The 19,318-nt window shown below is 68.2% G+C and carries 19 protein-coding genes; 11 read left to right on the top strand and 8 right to left on the bottom strand.

The window, feature by feature from the left end:
- Positions 1-28 precede the first annotated feature (28 nt).
- The 4 genes from WG921_RS17240 (at position 29) to WG921_RS17225 (ending at position 3,805) form a co-directional block, all read left to right on the top strand.
- Positions 29-1,306: a SufB/SufD family protein gene (locus WG921_RS17240; RefSeq protein WP_340110501.1), complete on the top strand. Its 1,278-nt coding sequence runs from the start codon at positions 29-31 to the stop codon at positions 1,304-1,306.
- Positions 1,290-1,859 (top strand): hypothetical protein, encoded by a 570-nt coding sequence (locus WG921_RS17235; RefSeq protein ID WP_340110500.1) that lies wholly within the window; start codon positions 1,290-1,292, stop codon positions 1,857-1,859. The genes WG921_RS17240 and WG921_RS17235 overlap by 17 nt, the downstream gene beginning before the upstream one ends.
- Before the next feature lie 138 nt (positions 1,860-1,997).
- The gene (locus tag WG921_RS17230) at positions 1,998-2,570 is read left to right on the top strand and encodes a YIP1 family protein (RefSeq protein WP_340110499.1); all 573 of its coding nucleotides are present in this window, start codon (positions 1,998-2,000) and stop codon (positions 2,568-2,570) included.
- Entirely contained in the window at positions 2,567-3,805 is a 1,239-nt protein-coding gene (locus tag WG921_RS17225; RefSeq protein ID WP_340110498.1) for a cysteine desulfurase, read from the top strand. Before WG921_RS17230 ends, WG921_RS17225 begins: the two co-directional genes overlap by 4 nt.
- A 6-nt stretch (positions 3,806-3,811) precedes the next feature.
- Here WG921_RS17225 and WG921_RS17220 read toward each other — a convergent pair whose 3' ends face one another.
- Positions 3,812-6,292: a penicillin acylase family protein gene (locus WG921_RS17220; RefSeq protein WP_340110497.1), complete on the bottom strand. Its 2,481-nt coding sequence runs from the start codon at positions 6,290-6,292 to the stop codon at positions 3,812-3,814.
- A gap of 92 nt (positions 6,293-6,384) precedes the next feature.
- Between WG921_RS17220 and WG921_RS17215 the strand changes: the two genes are divergently transcribed.
- A complete protein-coding gene (locus WG921_RS17215) occupies positions 6,385-7,254 on the top strand; it encodes an NAD(P)-dependent oxidoreductase (RefSeq protein ID WP_340110496.1) in 870 nt (289 codons plus the stop codon).
- 52 nt (positions 7,255-7,306) lie between these two features.
- Here WG921_RS17215 and WG921_RS17210 read toward each other — a convergent pair whose 3' ends face one another.
- From WG921_RS17210 to WG921_RS17200, 3 genes are all read right to left on the bottom strand, one after another.
- On the bottom strand, positions 7,307-7,852 hold the full coding sequence (locus tag WG921_RS17210) for a lipid-binding SYLF domain-containing protein (RefSeq protein WP_340110495.1): 546 nt from the start codon (positions 7,850-7,852) through the stop codon (positions 7,307-7,309).
- Between the two features lie 132 nt (positions 7,853-7,984).
- Entirely contained in the window at positions 7,985-8,452 is a 468-nt protein-coding gene (locus WG921_RS17205; protein WP_340110494.1) for an NfeD family protein, read from the bottom strand.
- Positions 8,453-8,455: 3 nt separating this feature from the next.
- Entirely contained in the window at positions 8,456-9,379 is a 924-nt protein-coding gene (locus tag WG921_RS17200) for an SPFH domain-containing protein (RefSeq protein ID WP_340110493.1), read from the bottom strand.
- A 99-nt stretch (positions 9,380-9,478) separates the two neighbouring features.
- Between WG921_RS17200 and WG921_RS17195 the strand changes: the two genes are divergently transcribed.
- A complete protein-coding gene (locus WG921_RS17195; protein ID WP_340110492.1) occupies positions 9,479-10,177 on the top strand; it encodes an SIMPL domain-containing protein in 699 nt (232 codons plus the stop codon).
- Between the two features lie 15 nt (positions 10,178-10,192).
- Here WG921_RS17195 and WG921_RS17190 read toward each other — a convergent pair whose 3' ends face one another.
- The 3 genes from WG921_RS17190 to WG921_RS17180 all read right to left on the bottom strand — a co-directional run bounded on the left by WG921_RS17190 (position 10,193) and on the right by WG921_RS17180 (position 12,342).
- Positions 10,193-10,579 (bottom strand): hypothetical protein, encoded by a 387-nt coding sequence (locus WG921_RS17190; RefSeq protein ID WP_340110491.1) that lies wholly within the window; start codon positions 10,577-10,579, stop codon positions 10,193-10,195.
- A 201-nt stretch (positions 10,580-10,780) separates the two neighbouring features.
- Positions 10,781-11,410 (bottom strand): HupE/UreJ family protein, encoded by a 630-nt coding sequence (locus WG921_RS17185; RefSeq protein ID WP_340110490.1) that lies wholly within the window; start codon positions 11,408-11,410, stop codon positions 10,781-10,783.
- A gap of 71 nt (positions 11,411-11,481) precedes the next feature.
- Positions 11,482-12,342: a DUF4169 family protein gene (locus WG921_RS17180; protein WP_340110489.1), complete on the bottom strand. Its 861-nt coding sequence runs from the start codon at positions 12,340-12,342 to the stop codon at positions 11,482-11,484.
- A gap of 242 nt (positions 12,343-12,584) precedes the next feature.
- On the opposite strand from WG921_RS17180, the gene WG921_RS17175 reads away from it, so the two are divergent.
- The gene (locus WG921_RS17175; protein WP_340110488.1) at positions 12,585-13,925 is read left to right on the top strand and encodes a calcium-binding protein; all 1,341 of its coding nucleotides are present in this window, start codon (positions 12,585-12,587) and stop codon (positions 13,923-13,925) included.
- Between the two features lie 4 nt (positions 13,926-13,929).
- Here WG921_RS17175 and WG921_RS17170 read toward each other — a convergent pair whose 3' ends face one another.
- The gene (locus WG921_RS17170) at positions 13,930-15,702 is read right to left on the bottom strand and encodes an acyl-CoA dehydrogenase (protein WP_340110487.1); all 1,773 of its coding nucleotides are present in this window, start codon (positions 15,700-15,702) and stop codon (positions 13,930-13,932) included.
- A gap of 448 nt (positions 15,703-16,150) precedes the next feature.
- On the opposite strand from WG921_RS17170, the gene rpsL reads away from it, so the two are divergent.
- The 4 genes from rpsL to WG921_RS17150 form a co-directional block, all read left to right on the top strand.
- Entirely contained in the window at positions 16,151-16,522 is a 372-nt protein-coding gene (gene rpsL, locus WG921_RS17165; RefSeq protein WP_340110486.1) for a 30S ribosomal protein S12, read from the top strand.
- 12 nt (positions 16,523-16,534) lie between these two features.
- Positions 16,535-17,005, top strand: coding sequence for a 30S ribosomal protein S7 (rpsG, locus tag WG921_RS17160; RefSeq protein WP_340110485.1), 471 nt, complete (start codon positions 16,535-16,537; stop codon positions 17,003-17,005).
- A gap of 21 nt (positions 17,006-17,026) precedes the next feature.
- Positions 17,027-19,147 carry an elongation factor G gene (gene fusA, locus WG921_RS17155; RefSeq protein ID WP_340110484.1) on the top strand — a complete coding sequence of 707 codons (2,121 nt, stop codon included), beginning with the start codon at positions 17,027-17,029 and terminating at the stop codon, positions 19,145-19,147.
- 52 nt (positions 19,148-19,199) lie between these two features.
- On the top strand, positions 19,200-19,318 hold a 119-nt coding region (locus WG921_RS17150; protein WP_340110536.1), incomplete at its 3' end, for a GTP-binding protein.

Below are 19,318 nucleotides of genomic sequence, written 5' to 3'. Positions count from 1 at the left end.
GGCGGCGTTAAGGAAAAAGACGGCCGAGATGAAGGCCGAACTGGCGGCCAGCCTTCTCGCCCGGCGCCCGGCGCCGGCGAAAGGCGCGGCCTGGGCCGAAAGCGCGCGGCAGGCCGCGAGCGCGCGGCTTCTCGCCATGGGCGGGCCGTTCCGGCGCGACGAATACTGGCGCCGGACCGATCCGGCGCCGCTGGTCGAAGGCGCGCCCCATGCGGCGGCCGAGGCCCCGGAGAAGACGCCGGTTTTCGATGAGATCGACGCGTTGCGGCTGGTCTTCGTCGATGGCGTGTTCCGGCCGGACCTCTCCGATGAGCCGTCCCTCGAAGGGGTGAAGATCCAGCCGCTCGAGGCCGCGCTCTCCGCGGACATCCATTGGGCGAAAGGGCTTTTCGGAGCGCTGGAGGCGGCGGGCCAGGATCCTGTGGCGCGCCCGCTCGCCGCGCTCAACACCGCGCGGGCGGAATCCGGATTCGTGATCCGCGTCACGGGCAAGCCGGCGCGGCCGATCCATTTCCGCTATCTCCATGAAAGCGCGACGTCCGAGGCGATGATCCGCCATCTCGCGCGCTTCGAGGCTGGCGCCGAGGCGACGATCCTCGAGAGCGGCGCGATGGGGGCCCGGGCCAACCAGGCCATGGAGATCGACGTCGCCGCCGACGCCGTGTGCCATCATGTCCGCGCCCAGGGCCGCGACCATGACCGCATCGCCGCCACGCATCTCTTCGCCCGTCTGGCGGAGCGCAGCCTTTTCAAGAGCTTCACGCTGACGGTGAACGGCCGCCTCACGCGGAACGAGTCCGTGATCACCTTCACCGGCGACGACGCCTGCGGCCATATCGCCGGCGCCGCGATCGGCGCCGAGGGCTTTCGCCATGACGATACGGTGTTCATCACGCATGACGCCGTGAACTGCGAAAGCAGGCAGGTGTTCAAGCAGGTCTTGAAAGCCGGCGCGAAGGGCGTCTTTCAGGGCAAGATCCTCGTGAAGGCCGGCGCGCAGAAGACGGATGGCTATCAGATCAGCCAGGGCCTCCTTCTGGACGATGGCGCGGAATTCAACGCGAAGCCCGAGCTCGAGATCTACGCCGACGACGTCGTCTGTTCGCATGGCTCCACCTGCGGCGCGGTGGATGAGGACGTTCTGTTCTATCTGCGCTCGCGCGGGGTGCCGGAGGACGCCGCGGAGTCGCTGATGGTTCTGGCGTTCGTCGACGAAGCCGTGGCGGAGATCGGAGACGAAGCCGTCGCCGATGTGATCCGCGCGCGGATCGCCGGCTGGCTCGACCACCGTGTCCGCGCAACCTGAGCCGGCGGCGCGGGGGCTGACCGGCCGGATCGCCGCGACATGGGCGCGGCCGGCCGCGTCTTGGCGCTCGGAATGGCGGGAGGGCGCGGGAGAGCCGCGGCTTCTCGCCTATGCGTTCGGCGCCTGCGCGTTCCTCACCCTCGGCGAGATGGCGGCGGAGGCGGTCCGCCCGGTCGTGGCGATCGGAGAGATGCGCGAGGCCTGGTTCGCGGCGCGGTTTTTCGCGGGGCTGTCCTTCTTCCCGCTCGCGCTCTATGCGTCGGCGGCGCTGATGCGGATCGTCGCGCGGGCCGCCGGAGGGCGCGGCGGCTGGCGCGAAACCCGGCTGGCGTTGTTCTGGTCCGGCCTCGCGTCGGGGCCTTTCGCGGCGATCGTCCTTGTCGTCGGGGCCGCGGCCGGCCTTGGCGGGCTCGCGCATATGGCGGCGGGGCTCATGTGGGTTGCGCTGCTCGCGCCGATGCTGGCGGCGGCGCACGGATTTCGGCCGGCGCGGGTGTTTGGCGTCTTTCTGGCGCTCGCGGCGGGCGCGTTTCTTCTTCAGGCGGTGGGATGAGGTGAATGACGCAGGCTCGGGAAGGCCGGTCGCCGGGCTGGCGCCTGTTTCCAGGTTCCGCCGCGACAGGGTCGCGGACTCGGCGCGCATTGGGTACAAGCTCGGCGTCATGGCTCTCAATCAATACGCAGGTGTCTGATGCTTGAATTTCTGATCGACGCGGTGATGCAGAGCTATCGCGCGCCGCGAAAAGCCGTTCGCCGCGTTCTTGATGTCGTGGATGGGTATGAAGGCGTCGCGCTTCTGTTCGGCCTCGCCTTCTCGGTGAACACGTTTCTCGTCATCCTGGTTTCGCTTCTGGCGGGCCGCGGCGGCGTCGGAGTGAGCTTCGTCTTCTCGGACCTTCTTTTCAGCGTCGTCGCCTATAGCATTGCGGTAGCGCTGATATATCGGGTCGGACGGGCGCTTGGCGGGAAAGGCTCGCTCCGCGAGATCGCCACCGTGGTCGCGTGGCACAGCCTGGTGACGGTGATCTTCTCGCCGCTCGTCGCAGTGGCCACATTGCCGAATCTCAGCTCCGGCGCGGCGGCGGGGCTGGCGTTGGCGCAGCTCGCGATGGTTGGCGTCGTGCTCTGGCTTCTCGCGAATTTCATCGCCGAGGCGCACCGGTTCAAAAGCGTTCTTCGAGTCGCCGGCGGCCTGTTCGGCGGCGTTTTTCTGATCGGGTTCGTTCTTTCTCTCCTGCTTCCGGGGCTTATGACGACAGCATGACCAATTCCACACAGCCTTATGACGTTGCTGAAATTCGCAAGGATTTTCCGATTCTCTCCCGGACCGTCCATGGCGGGCCGCTGGTTTACCTCGACAACGGCGCCTCGGCGCAAAAGCCGCAGGCGATGATCGACGCGGTGACGCGCGCCTATACCGACGAATACGCCAATGTTCATCGTGGATTGCATTTCCTCTCCAATCTCGCGACCGACAATTATGAAGCGGTGCGCGGCAAGATCGCCCGTTTTCTGAACGCGCCGCATGAGCATGGGGTGATTTTCACGACCGGCTCGACCTTCGGGCTCAATCTGGTCTCGTCGAGCTGGGCCGCGCCCCGGATCGAGGCCGGGGATGAGATCATCCTGACCGTGCTGGAGCATCACGCCAACATCATCCCCTGGCATTTCCTTCGGGAGCGGCAGGGCGCGGTGCTGAAATGGATCGGGTTGGAGCCTGACGGCTCCGTCGATCCGCAAAAGGTGATCGACGCCATCGGTCCCCGCACGAAACTGATCGCCATCACGCAGATGTCGAACGTCACGGGCGCGGTGATCGATGTGAAGACGGTTGCGGCGGGGGCGCATGCGAAGGGCGTCCCGGTCTGTGTCGACGGGAGCCAGGCGGCGGTGCACATGCCCGTGGATCTGCAGGATCTCGGCGTCGATTTCTACGCGATCACCGGCCACAAGCTTTATGGCCCTTCCGCGTCCGGCGCGCTTTGGGTGGCGCCGGAGCGGATGGCGGAGATGCGGCCCTTCCTGGGCGGGGGGGACATGATCCGGGAGGTGCGGCAGGAATGCGTGAGCTATGCCGACCCGCCCTTCAAGTTCGAGGCGGGAACGCCCGGAATCGTGCAGATGATCGGGCTCGGCGCCGCGCTCGACTACATGACCGGGCTCGGAATGGAGGCGATCGCCGCGCATGAGGCGGACCTGCGCGATTACGCGGCGGAGCGGCTTGGCGCGCTCAACTGGCTGACCGTGCATGGCGACCAGAAGGAAAAGGGCGCGATCTTCTCGTTCACGATGGAGGGGCCGGGGCATCCGCATGACATCGCCACCATCATCGATCAGAGGGGCGTCGCGGTGCGCGCCGGCCATCACTGCGCGCAGCCGCTGATGGACGCGCTCGGCGTCACCGCGACCTGCCGCGCCAGCTTCGCGCTCTACAACACCCGCGAGGAGGTGGATGCGCTGATCGACGCGCTCGGCGTTTGCCGCGAGATTCTGGGCTGAGGCGCGCTACTCGGCCGGGCTCAGCCGCATCACGCCGAGCGCGCCGGCGCGGATGTCGTCTTCAGCCATCGACATCGGGATGTATTCCCCGACGCGCCACAACTCTGCCAGATCGTCGTAATGGCGCGAGAGAAGATGGCCGGATTCCCCTGTCGAGATGATGTAGACCGACCGGTCCAGATCGGCGAAATCATAGACCGCCCGAAACCCGGCCGCGTGCACGTTCTGATACGGCTCCGGCCCGCGGCCGCGGGTTTGGGCGCGTTGCAGCGTATAGTCGCCGCCCGAGGTTTCGTGCTCGATATTCACGAAAAGGCCGAACGGCCAGCGAAGGCCGAGCGGCGTGGCCAGGTGGCGGGCGCGGTGCGCTTCGCCCCAGCGCCACGCGCTGATGTCGCTTCCATACGCGGCGGCCAGTTCATCCAGCGCGTCGTCGAGCGCGAGCTTGGAGATCTCGGCGCAGGTCTCGACCCGCGCGGTCTTGTCGACGTCGCACCAGCGCCCGGCGCCGTCGACGTCATAGAACACCCGCTCGATGAAGAGCGGGCGCGCCCCCTCGATCTCCGGCAGGCTCTCGCCAAGCTCGTCGCCGGCGATCCGCCGGGTCAGCGCGCGCATCCAGGCGACGAAGATCAGGGGCTCGGCGGCGTGCTCGCTCATTTCGCCGTTCCAGGCGCCGAGCATTTTCAGCGCCGCCTCGCGCCGGTCGCCGCGCGCGTCGCCCGCGCCTTCGTCCCGCGTCCACCAGAGATCCGACGCGACCAGCGGCAGCACCGCCCGCGCCATCTCGGAGACGGTGTCGTTCTGCAATTCGATGAAGCTTTCGGCGGTGTGAAACTCGCGCGCGTTGAGCTTCTGCTCGATCCGGCGGATCCGGTAGGGGGCCTCCCAGTCGAACGAGAGATGGTCGGGGAAGACGGCGTTGGTGGAGCGATTGTTGGCGTTGGCGACGACGCCGGAGCGCGGCCGGATCGAGCGCGGCCCCGAGCCGGGCTCGGAGAGGCCGAGCCAGTCGTTCTCCTCGATCCAGCCGAGCGACGGCAGGCGGCCCTGGCTCCGGCTGTCGGCCCGGCGCTTCGGCGCCCGGCCGGCGACGAAGATGCCGACGCCGTCCTTGTCGGCGACGGCGATGTTCTGCCCGGGCGCGAGCACCTTCTCGCCGGCGGCCGTGGCGTCCTCGATCCGGTCCGCGCGCATCATCGCCAACGCCGCTTCGAGAGAGCGGTCCTCGGCGCTGAGCGCCGTCCAGGCGAGCGCGGCGACATGGCCCGGCGGCGTGACCGCGCCGAGATCGTAAAGATCCGGGGGCGGCACCGGGCCGTGCCGGGTCCAGCGGAGGGTCGCCTCCACCGGCTCGCCGCCCTTCACCCTGATCGTCTCGACGCGGGTGTTGAACCGCGCCCACCCGTTCGGGGTGAGATATTCATCGGGATTGTCCGGGTTCAGCTTCTCGATATACACATCCTGGTCGTCGATGCCCGCCGTCGTCAGCCCCCAGGCGAGGGAACGGTTCCGCCCGACGAACACGGCGGGCACGCCGGCGAGCGTGCCGCCGATCACGCCCCGCCCCGGAAATTCGACATGCATCAACATCCAGACGCTGGGCGCCGAGAGCCAGAGATGCGGATCGTTGGCGAGGAGCGGCGCGCCTGACGCGGTCCGGCGCCCGTCCACCGCCCAGACATTGGAGGCGCCGGCGAAGCGCGCGCGCGGAAAGAAGATCTGCTCCAGGGATCTGACCGTATCGTCGACCTCGGCGCGCCTGCTCGTCGTCGGCATGTCCAGACCGGGAAACGCGGAGGCGAAGGCCGGGAGCGCCAGCATTCCGGGGTCGGGATAGAGGGGGAAAAGATCTTCGAGCTGTTCGGGCGTGAGTCGGCGGAGCAACTTCGCGCGCTTGGTCTCCATTTCGGCGGCGTTGGTCAGGCGCAGCGCCATCACCTTCAGAATCGCAAGGCTGTCCGCCGGGGTCCAGGGCGCGAGCGACTCGTTGAAGAGAAAGAACTCCGGCGCGCCCCGCCCCAGCGCCTCCTCGTTGACGACGCCGATCCAGGCGTTGACGCCGGCGGCGTAGGCCTCGAGCGCGGCGATCGTCTCCGGCGTCTGAAAGCGAAGCGACGCGCGCGCGAGATTATGCAGATCGAGGGCGCGAAGCCGCCGGTCGAGCGGGAGCGCGGCGGGGCCGAAAAGCTCCGCCAGCCGGCCCTGCGCGCCCCGCCGCGACAGCTCCATCTGCCAGAGCCGCTCCTGCGCGTGAATCAGCCCCATGGCGAAATAGGCGTCCGCGTCGGTCTTGGCGTAGATATGCGGAACCGCGTTCGCGTCGCGGACGATCTCCACGTCGCGCTCGATCCCGGCCAGGGTTCGCGCGCCGTCATAGACCGGCTGCGACCGGGAGATCAGGTAGTAGCCGAACGCCGCCGCGACCAACGCGACTGCGACGAGCCCGCCAGCGAGCCAGAGCAACACTCTGAACAGGGTCCGCATTTCGTCACGCTCCGAATCCCACCGCCCTTGACCGGCGGAGGCCGGGCGGCGACTGTGCGGCCACTTTAGCTGCGAAACAGGAGAGTGAAAACATGGCCAAAACCGCATTTATCGGCCTCGGAGTGATGGGCTTCCCGATGGCGGGGCATCTGGCGAAGGCCGGGCATGATGTGGTGGTCTACAACCGGAACAGCGAAAAAGCGGACAATTGGGTGAAAGCCCATGGCGGCGCGGCCGCCAGGACGCCGGCGGCGGCGGCCGAAGGCGCGGAGTTCGTTTTCGCTTGCGTCGGGAATGACGACGATGTGCGCGCAATCACCACCGGGCCGGACGGCGCGTTCGGCGCGATGGCGAAGAACGCGGTGTTCGTCGATCACACGACAGCCTCGGCCACCGTCGCGCGGGAGCTTGACGAAGCCGCGCGCGCGAGAGGGTTCAGTTTCATCGACGCGCCGGTCTCCGGCGGGCAGGCGGGGGCGGAGAATGGCGTCCTCACCATCATGTGCGGCGGCGCGGAGGAGGATTTCGACCGCGTCGCGCCGCTGATGGACGCCTATGCGCGCTCGCGCAGGCTGCTCGGGCCGTCGGGCGCGGGACAGTTGACGAAGATGGTGAACCAGATCGCCATCGCCGGGCTTCTTCAGGGGCTGGCCGAAGCGGTGAATTTCGCCATCAAGGCCGGGCTCTCCGTGCCGGACGTGGTCGATGTCATCTCCAAGGGCGCGGCGGGATCGTGGCAGATGGAGAGCCGCGGCGTCACCATGAGCGAGGACAAGTTCGATTTCGGCTTCGCGGTCGACTGGATGCGCAAGGATCTCGGGATCTGTCTCGACGAGGCGAAATCGAACGGCGCGCGGCTTCCGGTCACCGCGCTCGTCGATCAGTTCTATGGCGATGTGCAGGACATGGGCGGCGGACGCTGGGACACGTCCAGCCTGATGCGCAGGCTGACGCGGTTCTAGGCGCCGCGGCCCGTGGGGCGCCGCCGCGGCGCCCCATGCCCCGATCGCCGCGTCAGCGCTTGATCTTCGTGTATTTGGCGCCTTTGAGGCTGGCGCCCGCCAGGAGGCCGTCCTGCGCGAATATGATGGCGATGACAGGCTTCTTCGCCGTCGTCGAATCGAGATTGAGCGAAATGCCGTCGCCGGGGACGGTGAACTCCGCGTCGGCGCCAAGCTCCCAGCCGCTGGCGTTCTGAAAGCCGGTAAGCGCCTTTTCGGTCATGAAGAAGATCGCGTGGGAGGTTTTCTGCACGCCGATCTGGTACCCGATCGAAGCCGAGGCGACGCTGTAATACCCGACCGTCTCCCCGGCGACGCGGAGCGCGCCCTCCCCATAAGAGCCGCCGACGATCAATCCGCCCTTGATGACGTCAGGCATGATCAGGACGCCCCGGGCGCGCGCCGCCAACTCCTTCGAGCCTTGCACGGTGGCGTAGAGGGTTTCGAGCGCGGTATCGACATTGGCCTCGATTTCGGCCGCCGTCTCCGCCGTTGCGGCGGGGGCGAGCGCGGCGACGGCGGCGGCTGCGAGCAGCGTGCGGCGTGTCAGTCGGATCATTCGGACGGCTCCTTGGCGCAGGTTCTGTCGCGTCAGTCTAGCTTTGAAATCCCGATCCAGCGAGGATGAAATGGCGCCGCCGGAAAGCGGCCGGACCTCGCCCGACCGGGATGGCGTCCGGCGGCCCGCGCTTCACGCCGGCGTGCAGATCAGCGTCATGCCGTCGGCGCCGACGACCCTCAACGCGTCGCCGGCCTTCGCCTCGCCTTCGCTCAGCCGCGCGGCCCAGCGGACGCCGTCTATCAAGAGGACGCCCTCGCCGTGTTCGAACGCGCTCAGCGCCTTCGCGGTGCGCCCGATCATCTGCGCCGCGCGCCGGTTCAGCCGGGCGCCCCCGCCCGCCGGCCGGCGCCGCGACAGCATGACTCGCCCCGCGACGGTGAAAAGCACCGCCAGGACCGCGAAAATGGCGAGCTGAACCCCGCCGCCCAGCTCCGGCGCCAGCCAGAGCGCGCCGCCGACAGCCAGCGCGGCGAGCGCCGGCCAGATCAGGAAATAGGAAAAGGTCAGCATCTCCGCGACGCCGATCGCGACGCTGAGCGCGACCCACCACCACGGCGACGCGCCGTCCAGAAGCGCGAAGATATCCGGCTCCGCCATGCGTCAGCCCGGTTTCTTGACGGATTGAGCGAGATCCGCGATGCCGGCGATCGAGCCGATCAGCCCGGTCGCCTCCAGCGGGATCATCACCGTCTTGGCGTTCGGCGCGCTCGCGATGTCGCGAAGGGCTTCGGTGTATTTCTGCGCGACGAAGTAGTTGATCGCCTGCACGTCGCCCTCCGCGATGGCTTTCGAGACCATCTCGGTCGCCTTCGCTTCGGCTTCCGCGGAGCGCTCGCGCGCTTCGGCGTCGAGGAAAGCGGCTTCGCGCCGGCCCTCGGCTTCGCGGACCTGGCTTTCGCGCACGCCCTCGGCCTTCAGGATCGCGGCCTGTTTCAGGCCTTCGGCCTCCAGAATCTCCGCCCGCTTCTCGCGCTCGGCCTTCATCTGCTTCGCCATCGCCTCGGTGATGTCGACAGGAGGCGCAAGGTCCTTGATCTCGACCCGCAGCACCTTGACGCCCCAAGGCGTGGAGGCCTGGTCGATCACGTCGAGCAGCTTGCTGTTGATCATGTCGCGGTTGGAGAGCACCTCGTCGAGCTCCATGGCGCCGAGCACGGTGCGGATATTGGTCTGGCTGAGATTGGAGAGCGCGCTTTCGAGGTCGCGGACCTCGTAGGAGGCTTTCGCGGCGTCGACCACCTGATAGAAGGCGATGGCGTCGGCGCGGACCATGACGTTGTCGCGGGTGATGACCTCCTGGCCGTCCACGTCGAGCACGGTCTCCATCATGTTCACCTTGCGGCCCACCTGATCGACGAGAGGGATGATGAAGTGAAGCCCGGGTTTCATCGAGGTGGTGAAGCGGCCGAAGCGCTCCACCGTCCATTCCTCGCCCTGCGGCACGGAGCGCACGCTCCGGCTGATCGCGATCAGCGCGAAAACGACCAGCGCGATTACGAAAACGTTGGCGCTCAGAAAATCCATGGCAACTTCCTTTGTCGACATCGTCCTCAGGAGCTATCTGACACAATAGATCGCATAAGGCGATTTCGAAAACCACGAACCGGAAAAGGATCGATCATCATGCGGACGCCAGGGATAGCCGTCGCCCTTCTGTTCATCGCTCTCGCCGCGCCGCCGACGCTGGCCGACGCGACGCTCACGGTGCGCGGCGAAGGGCGGGCGAGCGCCGCGCCCGATCTCGCCGTGGTGCGAATCGGCGTGGAGACGCGCGCGCCGGACGCGGAGGCGGCGCTCGAAGCCAACTCCCGGGAGGCGGCGGCGCTGATCGCGGAGGCGAAGGCGCGCGGCGTCGCGGACGCCGACATCCAGACATCGGGGCTCAGCCTCCATCCGGTTTATGACGATCAAAGGCCGCGAACCGGCGACGCGCCGCGGTTGAGCGGATTCCAGGCCGCCAATGAGGTGACCGTCCGCCTCCGCGCCATCGGCGATGTCGGGACCACGCTCGGCGCTCTGGTCGGCGCCGGCGCGAATCGCCTGAACGGGATCGAGTTCGGCCTCGCCGACGATCGGGCGCTGACGGACGCGGCCCGCCGCGGCGCGGTGGCGGACGCGGTCCGGAAGGCGACGCTCTACGCCGAGGCGGCGGGGGTCCGGCTCGGCGAGATCCGCACCATCGAGGAAGAGGGGGCGGGGCCGCAGCCCCGGTTCGCGATGCGGGCGATGGCCGACAGGAGCGAGGGCGCGCCGGTCGAGACGGGGGAGACCGTCGTCACCGCGTCGGTGCGCGTGGTGTGGGAGATCGGCGACGACGACTGAGGCGCGCCGCCGGGTTCATTCCCGCTTCGCGCCGCCGACAGGCGGCGCCTGATAGTTCGGCGACGCCGGCGTGGTGGTGGCGACCCGCATGAAGGGCTCGCGCGGGGCGTCGGGATCGCGGGGCTCGAACTCCGGCGCCGGATCCGGGGCCGGAGCGCGCCGGGGGGCGGCTTCGCGGCGGAACACCAGCACCGCGCGCCATGTGGTGGTCGCGCGGGAGAAGAATCCGCCGCCTTCCTCGACGGGCAGGGCGTCGGTCCGAAGATACTCCCACCCCGCCGCGGCCTCGGCTGCGATGATCTCATCCATGGCGCGGGCGAGCGCCGCATCCGGGCCCTTCACGCCGCGCGCCTTGCGCACCCGGCGGGGCGCGGCGACGGTCTTGTAGGTGTAGCTGGCCATATCGAGTCCTCCGTCCGGCGCGAGGCGCCGCTATCATCCTGCCTTGCGCCGGTTCTGGCGAAAACTGCGGACGAATGGAAGTCGGCGCGCGGCGAAAACGGCCCTCTCGGGCGAGAGGCGGCCGCGCTCCGCGCCGGGAGCGCGGCGACCGGAGAGCGGAGGCGCCCCGGCCGGGAGAGCGGCGAATCGCGCCGCGGCCGCTCAGCCGAGGCCGAAGGCGGCCATCGCCGCGCCTTCCGCATGCTCCAGCAGGAGAAACGCGCCGACGCCCGCGACCGCTGCGCCGGCGAGGCGCGCGCGGCCCGCCGACCAGGCCGCGAGCATCCCGAATCCGGCCGCCAGCGCCCATTGCAGCGCGCCGAGCCCGGCGAGGTAGCCGAGGGTGACCGGAAGCGCGGCGGCGGCTTCGACCCCGCCGAGCGCCGCGCCGAAGGCGGCGCCGTGAATGAGCCCGGCGACGGCGAAGAGCGAGAGCGCGAGGGCCGCGGAGAAATCGCGCCCGCGCGCCAGCAGCAGGCCGAGGACGAGAAGCGTGACCGCGATCAGCGGCTCGATGAAGGGCGGCTCCGCGCCCTGCGCGACCAGAAGGACGCCTGCGGCCATGGGAAGGACGAAGGCCAGCGGCCCCGTCAGCGCCCGGCCGGAAAGCCGCGCCGCCAGCCCGACCGCGGCGATGAAGAAAAGGTGATCGAAGCCGAGCACCGGATGGGCGACCCCGGAGAACAATCCGTCGGCGAACGTCGCCATCGGCGCGCCGCCCAGCGGATGATGGGCGAAGGCCGGGCCGGCGCCGAGAAGCGTGGCGACAATGAAGGCGGTGGTGCGGATCATCTGCAGTCTCCCTCTTGGTGGTCGGGCATGTTCGGCGGCGCTGGCGGCGCCGTCAAGCGCGAGACGCGCGGTTACTCCTCGAAGCCGATGAGGTCGGCGAATGCCTCCAGCGGCGCGCGGTCGGTCCGGAGCGCGTTGATCGGCGCGGTCTCGTCCATCCAGCCGATGGCGACGCCGCAAAAGAGCATGAGATTTTCGGGGGCGTTCGTATGCGCGCCGACCAGGTCGCGCCACATCGCCCAGGCTTCCTGCGGGCAGGTGTGGAGCCCTTCCTCGCGCGCGGCGAGCATCAGACTCTGGAGGAACATGCCGACGTCGGCCCATTGCGGCGGGCCCATGGTGCGGTCGAGATAGAGGAAAAGCCCGACGGGCGCGTCGAAGAATCGGAAATTCCGCGAAAACTGCGCGATCCGGCCGGCCCGGTCCTCGCGCGCCACGCCGATGGTCGCATACATGTCTTCGCCGCATTTCCGGCGGCGGGCGTTGTACGGCTCGATCAGCGGCGTGGGGTATATGGAATATTCGGGGGGATGCCCCATCCGATGGGTTTTCGCGGCCTCGGCGACCTCGGCCCTGAGCGCCGAGAGGGGGGCGCCGGTGAGAACATAGACGCGCCACGGCTGAAGATTGCCGCCCGAAGGCGCTTGCGCCGCCAGCGTCAGGATCCGCCGGATCGTGGATTCATCCGGCGCGTCAGGCAGGAACGCCCGGCAGGCGATTCGGGAGCGGAGCGCGTCGGAGACGGTCATCCCGGTCTTTTCGACCCGGTGACCGTCGAGGCGCAGATTCTCACGGCGCGTCTCGGCGTCCTCGGCCGCTTTCACGGATTTGGAGCGGCCGTGGCGCGCGGCGTTGGCGTCCGCGTCGGCGCGCGCCGACGCGCGGGCCTTCTCCTTTCGCGCGGCGCGAAGATTGATCGGTTTGTCGCTCATCGGACCCTTTCTAGGACGCAAGCGGATCAACCGCCAGTGGGAGGGCGGGAACGGCGGCCCGGCCTCCATCGCTCCGCCACCCCCGGATTCGCGCCGGCGGGGCGGGCGCGCCCGGCCAACCGGATCCACGGAGCGCCGATTTGCGGACATGGCGTTTTGCGGACATGGCGTATAGCGTTTGACACAGCGCGGCGGGCGGCGTTCTTTGCCCGCGACACGAGAAAACAACCGGAGTTCGCAACGTGCCACTCACGACCCTGGACCGCACCGGCTTCAACCAGACCGACGCTGACGGAATCGCCGACCTGGATCTCTCGCGATTTTTCGCCGCCGGCGAAGGCGCGGCGCCGATGGTGGAGAACATCGCGATCGTCTCCGACAATCCGAACCGGGAGGTTCTGTTCTCGATGGCGCCGGGCGACGCGAGCGGGGCCCGGATCTCGGTGGACTTTTCGCAGTTCGACGATCTCGGCGCCGGCGAGGCCGAGCAGCTCGACATCACGTTCGACGTTGTGGACGCGGGCGAGCGGGTCGCGGCGCTCGCGCCGCTGGTCGTCGACGGGGGCAACGACGCGCCGGAGGCCGAAGACGCGCTCTTCGCCGCCGCGGCGGGCGCGGAGCTGAGCGGGGCGTTCAGCGCGACCGACCCGGAGGGCGACGATCTGACGTTCTCCATCGCCGGCGCCGCGCCGGAGGGATTCAGCCTCTCCGGGGACGGGCGCTTTCTCTTCACGCCGGAGACGGCGGGCCGGGCCGATCTGAACGTCCTCGTCGAGGACGGGAATGGCGGCGAGACCATGTTCGCCGCAGCTTTCGACGTGTCCTCCGCGGCGGAGGCCGACGGAGGCGCGGCGCCTCTCGCGGCGGCGCCGTTCGCAATGGCGGAAGAGCCGGAAGAGCTGGATGAGCCTCCCGTAGGCGAGATATTCCTCGGCACCGACGGCCGCGACCGGATCGAGGGCGGCGACGGGCCGGACGAGATCTACGGCTTCGCAGGCAACGACGACCTGAGCGGCGAGGACGGGGCCGACCTGATCGTCGCCGGGTCGGGCGAAGACACCCTGCGCGGCAACGCCGGCGCCGACACCCTGAAAGGCGGCGCCGACGACGACCTGATTCTCGGTCAGCGCGGGCACGACGATCTCGCGGGCGGCAAGGGGGACGACACGCTGGTCGGCGCCAAGGGCGACGACAACCTGGTCGGCGCCAAGGGACACGATCTTCTGATCGGCGGTTTCGGGCGCGACAATCTCGTCGGCGGCCAGGGCGCGGACCGGCTGGTCGGCGGCAATGGCACGGACGTGTTGGAGGGCGGCGCGGGGAACGATTTCCTGATCGGCGGGCGCGGCTCCGACCGGTTCGTCTTCACCGACAATTTCGGGGGAGACGTGATCGCGGACTTCAACGTCTCCCTGCCGCTGGAGGTTATGGATTTCACCGGGCATTCCGGGGTCTCGGGGATCGGCGACCTGTCGATCAGCCAGATGGGCGCCAACACGATCATCTTCGACGGGATGGGCGGGCGGATCGGGCTGGTGAACGTCGACATGGCGGATATCGACGCCGACGACTTCCTGTTCTGAGCGCTCAGAACCCCGCCGCCTCCGCGTCGAGGCAGGTCCGGTCCATGGCCTGAAGAAGGGCGCAGGCCGGGCCGATGGCGGGCAGCTCGTAGCGATGGAAATAGCGGGCGGCGGTCAGCTTGCCTTCGAGAAAGGCGCGCGCCTCGGGGTTCGTCTCGCCGCCGAGCGCGGCCTCCGCCGCCAGCGCCTGCCTCACCCAGAGCCACGCGACGACGATATGGCCGAGCATGTCGAGATAGATGGTGGCGTTGGCGAGATGGGCCGCGGGCCCGGCGGCCGGCGCCGCGGCGGCCATGCTCGCGGTGGTCTCCATCGCCTGCGCGGCGGCGCGCCGAAGATCCGCGGCGAGCTCCTCGAGCGCGGGGCGCCGGGCGGCCTCGGCCGCGGTTTTCTCGATCTCGGCGGCGAGCCGGCGAAGCCCCGCGCCCCCCGCCTGCGGGATTTTCCGGCCCAGAAGATCGAGCGCCTGCACGCCGCGCGTCCCCTCGTGAATGTGGTTCAGCCGGTTGTCGCGATAGAGCCGCTCGACGGGATAGTCGCGGGTGTAGCCGGCGCCGCCGAACACCTGAATCGCGATCTCGTTGGCGCGCAGGCCATATTCGGAGGGCCATGACTTCACGATCGGGGTGAGCAGGTCGAGAAGCTCGGCCGCGCCCTCGTCGCCGAGCCGGGCCTCGTCCACCAGCGACGCGCCGTAGAGCGTGAGCGCCAGCGCGCCTTCGACATAGGATTTCATCTGGAGAAGCATGCGCTTCACGTCGGCGTGCTCGATGATCGGGACGGGCGGGCTCAAAGGGTCCCGGTTTTCGGGCGCGCGGCCCTGCCGGCGCTCCTTCGCGTAGGCGAGCGCGTGCAGATAGCCGGTGTAGCCGAGGCAGGCGGCGCCGAGGCCGACCCCGATCCGGGCCTCGTTCATCATGTGGAACATGTAGGAGAGGCCCTTGTGCGCGTCGCCCATCAGCCAGCCGACGGCGCCGTCCTCATCGCCGAAATTCAACGCGCAGTTCGTCGTGCCGCGAAAGCCCATCTTGTGGTTGAGGCCGATCAGGCGGATGTCGTTCCGGCGCCCGTCGGGGAGGATCTTCGGCACGATGAAGAGCGAGATCCCCTTCACCCCCGCCGGGCCGCCGGGAATCTTGGCGAGGACCATGTGGACGATGTTCTCGGAGAGCTCGTGCTCGCCGCCGGAGATCCACATCTTCGAGCCGTGGAGCCGGTAGGTCCCGTCCGGCTGGGGCGCCGCACGGGTGCGGATATCGGCGAGGCCGGAGCCCGCCTGCGGCTCGGACAGGCACATGGTGCCGGTCCAGCGCCCTTCGAGGAGCGGCGGCAGATATTCGGCGATCTGCGCCTCCGAGCCATGCGCGGCGAGCATCGCGCCGACGCCGGCCGAGAGCATGACATAGCCGTTGAGCGAGACATTGGCGGCGTTGAACCAGGCGGCGATGGCCTGGGCGATGGTGAAGGGCAGCCCCATGCCGCCTCGCTCCGCGGCGAAGCCCGCGGTCTGGAACCCGGCGGCCCAATAGGCGTCGAGCGCGGCCTTCGCCTCGGGAAGGATGCGCACGCGCCCATTATCGAACTCAGGCTCCTCCGCGTCCAGCCGCGCGGCGAGCGGCTCCCACTCCCGCGTGGCGATCTCTTCGGCGAGGGCGAGGATCTGATCGTAATCGTCCCGGCTCTGCCCGGCGTGGGCCGGATGATCGGCGAACCGCTCCACCCCGATCACGTCATAGAGCAGAAAGGCGAGGTCGCGGGGGCGAAGAATGGCGGACATGGGGCGGGCTCCAGGTTTGATTTTGCGCGAAGCTGGCAGCGTGAGGCGGGGGAGGCAAGGGGGGCCGCGCGGCGCGCGCGGGCGGGATGCGGCGTCCGGGCTGGGCTGGGGCGGCGATGTCGGATATCAAAGGCCCCGATATCGGCGCTCCGGCGGCCGCGCGGGCCGTACATTCCCAAGCGAGGCGCGCCTTCCGCGCCTTCGATTCACGCGGCGGCCCGCCGATCCGCTATTGACATGATTCCCCCCCGCCCATAGAAGCCGCACATCCCGCCCGGGCCAAGTCGCCGGGGTGGAGCAAAATGCCCAGTTTGGCGTCCAAGATCCGGGTTTCGGCCTCGATCCTCTGATTTCCGCCAGGGACGGCCGCAAGGCCGGTCTTTGGCGTTTCGCACGTTTCAACATCAGTTGGAGCGCAAGACACGAAGCAACTATGGGGTGTGGCCCGATGCCCACGATCCAGCAACTGATCCGGAAGCCCCGGCGCCCGAGCCCGGTGCGCAAGAAGGCGATGCATCTCGAGGGATGTCCTCAGAAGCGCGGCGTTTGCACGCGCGTCTACACGACGACGCCGAAGAAGCCGAACTCGGCGCTTCGGAAGGTCGCGAAGGTGCGCCTGACCAACGGCTACGAGGTGATCTCGTATATTCCGGGCGAGGGGCATAACCTTCAGGAGCATTCCGTGGTGTTGATCCGCGGCGGCCGCGTGAAGGACCTTCCGGGCGTTCGTTATCATATCCTCCGCGGCGTGCTCGACACCCAGGGCGTGCCGTCCCGTAGGCAGCGCCGGTCGAAATACGGCGCCAAGCGGCCGAAATAAGGAGAGCGCGCGATGTCTCGTCGTCATTCCGCGGAAAAGCGTGAAATTCTGCCCGACGCCAAATACGGCGATCGGATTCTGACCAAGTTCATGAACAACCTGATGTTCGACGGCAAGAAGTCCGTCGCGGAAGGGATCGTTTATGGCGCGCTCACCCGCGTGGAAGACAAGATGAAGAAGGCGCCGATCGAGGTGTTCCACGAGGCGCTGGACAACATCAAGCCTTCGGTCGAGGTGCGCTCGCGCCGCGTCGGCGGCGCGACCTACCAGGTGCCGGTCGAAGTGCGCCCCGAGCGCCGTGAGGCGCTGGCGATCCGCTGGCTCATCTCGTCGAGCCGGTCGCGGAACGAGCATACGATGGAAGAGCGGCTCGCGGGCGAGCTCATGGACGCTGTGAACGGCCGGGGTTCGGCGGTGAAGAAGCGCGAAGACACCCACAAGATGGCCGACGCCAACAAGGCGTTCAGCCACTACCGCTGGTAACAGGAAAGCAGGACAGAGATCATGGCCCGCGATTATCCTCTCGAGCGCTACCGCAACTTCGGAATCATGGCGCATATCGACGCCGGGAAGACGACGTGCACGGAGCGTATTCTTTTCTACACCGGCAAGTCCCACAAGCTCGGCGAGACGCATGACGGCGCCGCGACGATGGACTGGATGGCGCAGGAGCAGGAGCGCGGCATCACGATCACGTCCGCCGCGACGACCACCTTCTGGGAGCGGACTTCGACCGGAACCGAGGCGGAGACGCCGAAGCACCGGTTCAACATCATCGACACGCCCGGCCACGTCGACTTCACCATCGAGGTGGAGCGCTCGCTCGCCGTGCTCGACGGCGCGGTCTGCGTGCTGGACGCCAACGCCGGCGTCGAACCGCAGACGGAGACCGTCTGGCGGCAGGCGGACCGGTACCATGTGCCGCGCATCGTCTTCGTCAACAAGATGGACAAGGTCGGCGCCGATTTCTTCAACTGCGTGCGGATGATCAAGGACCGGACCGGCGCGCAGCCGCTGCCGATCCAGTGCCCGATCGGCTCCGAGACCGAGCTTGAGGGCGTGGTCGATCTGGTGACCATGGAGGAATGGGTCTGGCGCGGCGAGGATCTCGGCGCGTCCTGGGACCGCCTGCCGATCCGCGACGAGCTCAAGGACAAGTGCGCCGAGATGCGCGCCGAGATGCTCGAGCGCGCGGTCGAGCTCGAGGACGAGGTGATGGAGGCCTATCTCGAAGGCCAGGAGCCGGACGTCGCGACTCTCCGCCGGCTGATCCGCAAGGGCACGCTGGACATGACCTTCGTGCCGGTGCTCGCCGGATCCGCATTCAAGAACAAGGGGATGCAGCCGCTGCTTAACGCGGTGGTCGATTATCTCCCGAGCCCGCTCGATGTGAAGCCCTACATGGGCTTCGCGCCGGGCGACGAGACCGAGACGCGGAACCTCCCGCGGCACGCCGACGACAGCGAGCCGTTCTCCGGCCTCGCCTTCAAGATCATGAACGATCCGTTCGTCGGCACGCTGACGTTCACGCGGGTCTATTCGGGCGTCATCACCAAGGGCGCGCAGATCCTGAACGCGACCAAGGGCAAGCGCGAGCGGGTCGGCCGGATGATGCTGATGCACTCCAACAGCCGCTCCGAGATCGAAGAGGCCTTCGCCGGCGACATTCTCGCGCTCGCCGGGTTGAAGGACACGACGACGGGCGACACGCTCTGCGACATCGCCCAGCCGGTCGTGCTCGAGACGATGACCTTCCCGGACCCGGTGATCGAGATCGCGATCGAGCCGAAGACCAAGGCCGATCAGGAGAAGATGAGCCAGGGGCTTCAGCGGCTCGCCGCGGAGGATCCGTCCTTCCAGGTGTCGACCGATCTCGAATCCGGCCAGACGATCATGAAGGGGATGGGCGAGCTTCACCTCGACATTCTCGTCGACCGGCTGAAGCGGGAGTTCAAGGTCGAGGCCAATGTCGGCGCGCCGCAGGTCGCGTATCGCGAGACGGTGAGCCACGAGGCCGAGATCGACTACACCCACAAGAAGCAGTCCGGCGGCTCCGGCCAGTTCGCGCGCGTCAAGATGGTGATCAAGCCGACCGAGGCGGGCGAGGGATACTCGTTCGAGTCGAAGATCGTCGGCGGCGCGATCCCGAAGGAGTATATCCCGGGCGTCGAAAAGGGCATCAAGTCGGTGATGGATTCCGGGCCGCTCGCGGGCTTCCCGGTGATCGACTTCAAGGTCGAGCTTCTCGACGGCGCGTTCCACGACGTGGACTCGAGCGTTCTCGCCTTCGAGATCGCGGGCCGGGCGGCGATGCGCGAGGGCCTGAGAAAGGCCGGAGCGAAGCTGCTGGAGCCGATCATGAAGGTCGAGGTCGTGACGCCGGAGGAGTTCACCGGCAACGTCATCGGCGATCTCACCTCCCGGCGCGGTCAGGTGCAGGGGCAGGAGACGCGCGGCGGCAACGCGATCGTCGTCGACGCCTTCGTGCCGCTCGCGAACATGTTCAAATATGTGGACACGCTCCGCTCGATGTCTCAGGGCCGGGCGCAGTTTACGATGCAGTTCGACCACTACGAGCCTGTTCCGCAGGCGATCAGCCAGGAAATCCAGGCGAAATACGCCTGATCGTGAAATAGACGGTCAGGCTCCGCCTGCCGCATACTGATGGAGGGTCATCATGGCGAAAACGAAATTTGAGCGGACGAAGCCGCATTGCAACATCGGGACGATCGGCCATGTCGACCATGGCAAGACGACGTTGACGGCTGCGATCACGAAGCAGTTTGGCGAGTTCAA

This window comes from Paludibacillus litoralis (assembly GCF_037646705.1).
Classification (GTDB): domain Bacteria; phylum Pseudomonadota; class Alphaproteobacteria; order Rhodobacterales; family Rhodobacteraceae; genus Pikeienuella; species Pikeienuella litoralis.
The sequence above is the reverse complement of the archived record's forward strand: the minus strand, read 5'-3'. Positions and strand labels throughout refer to the sequence as shown.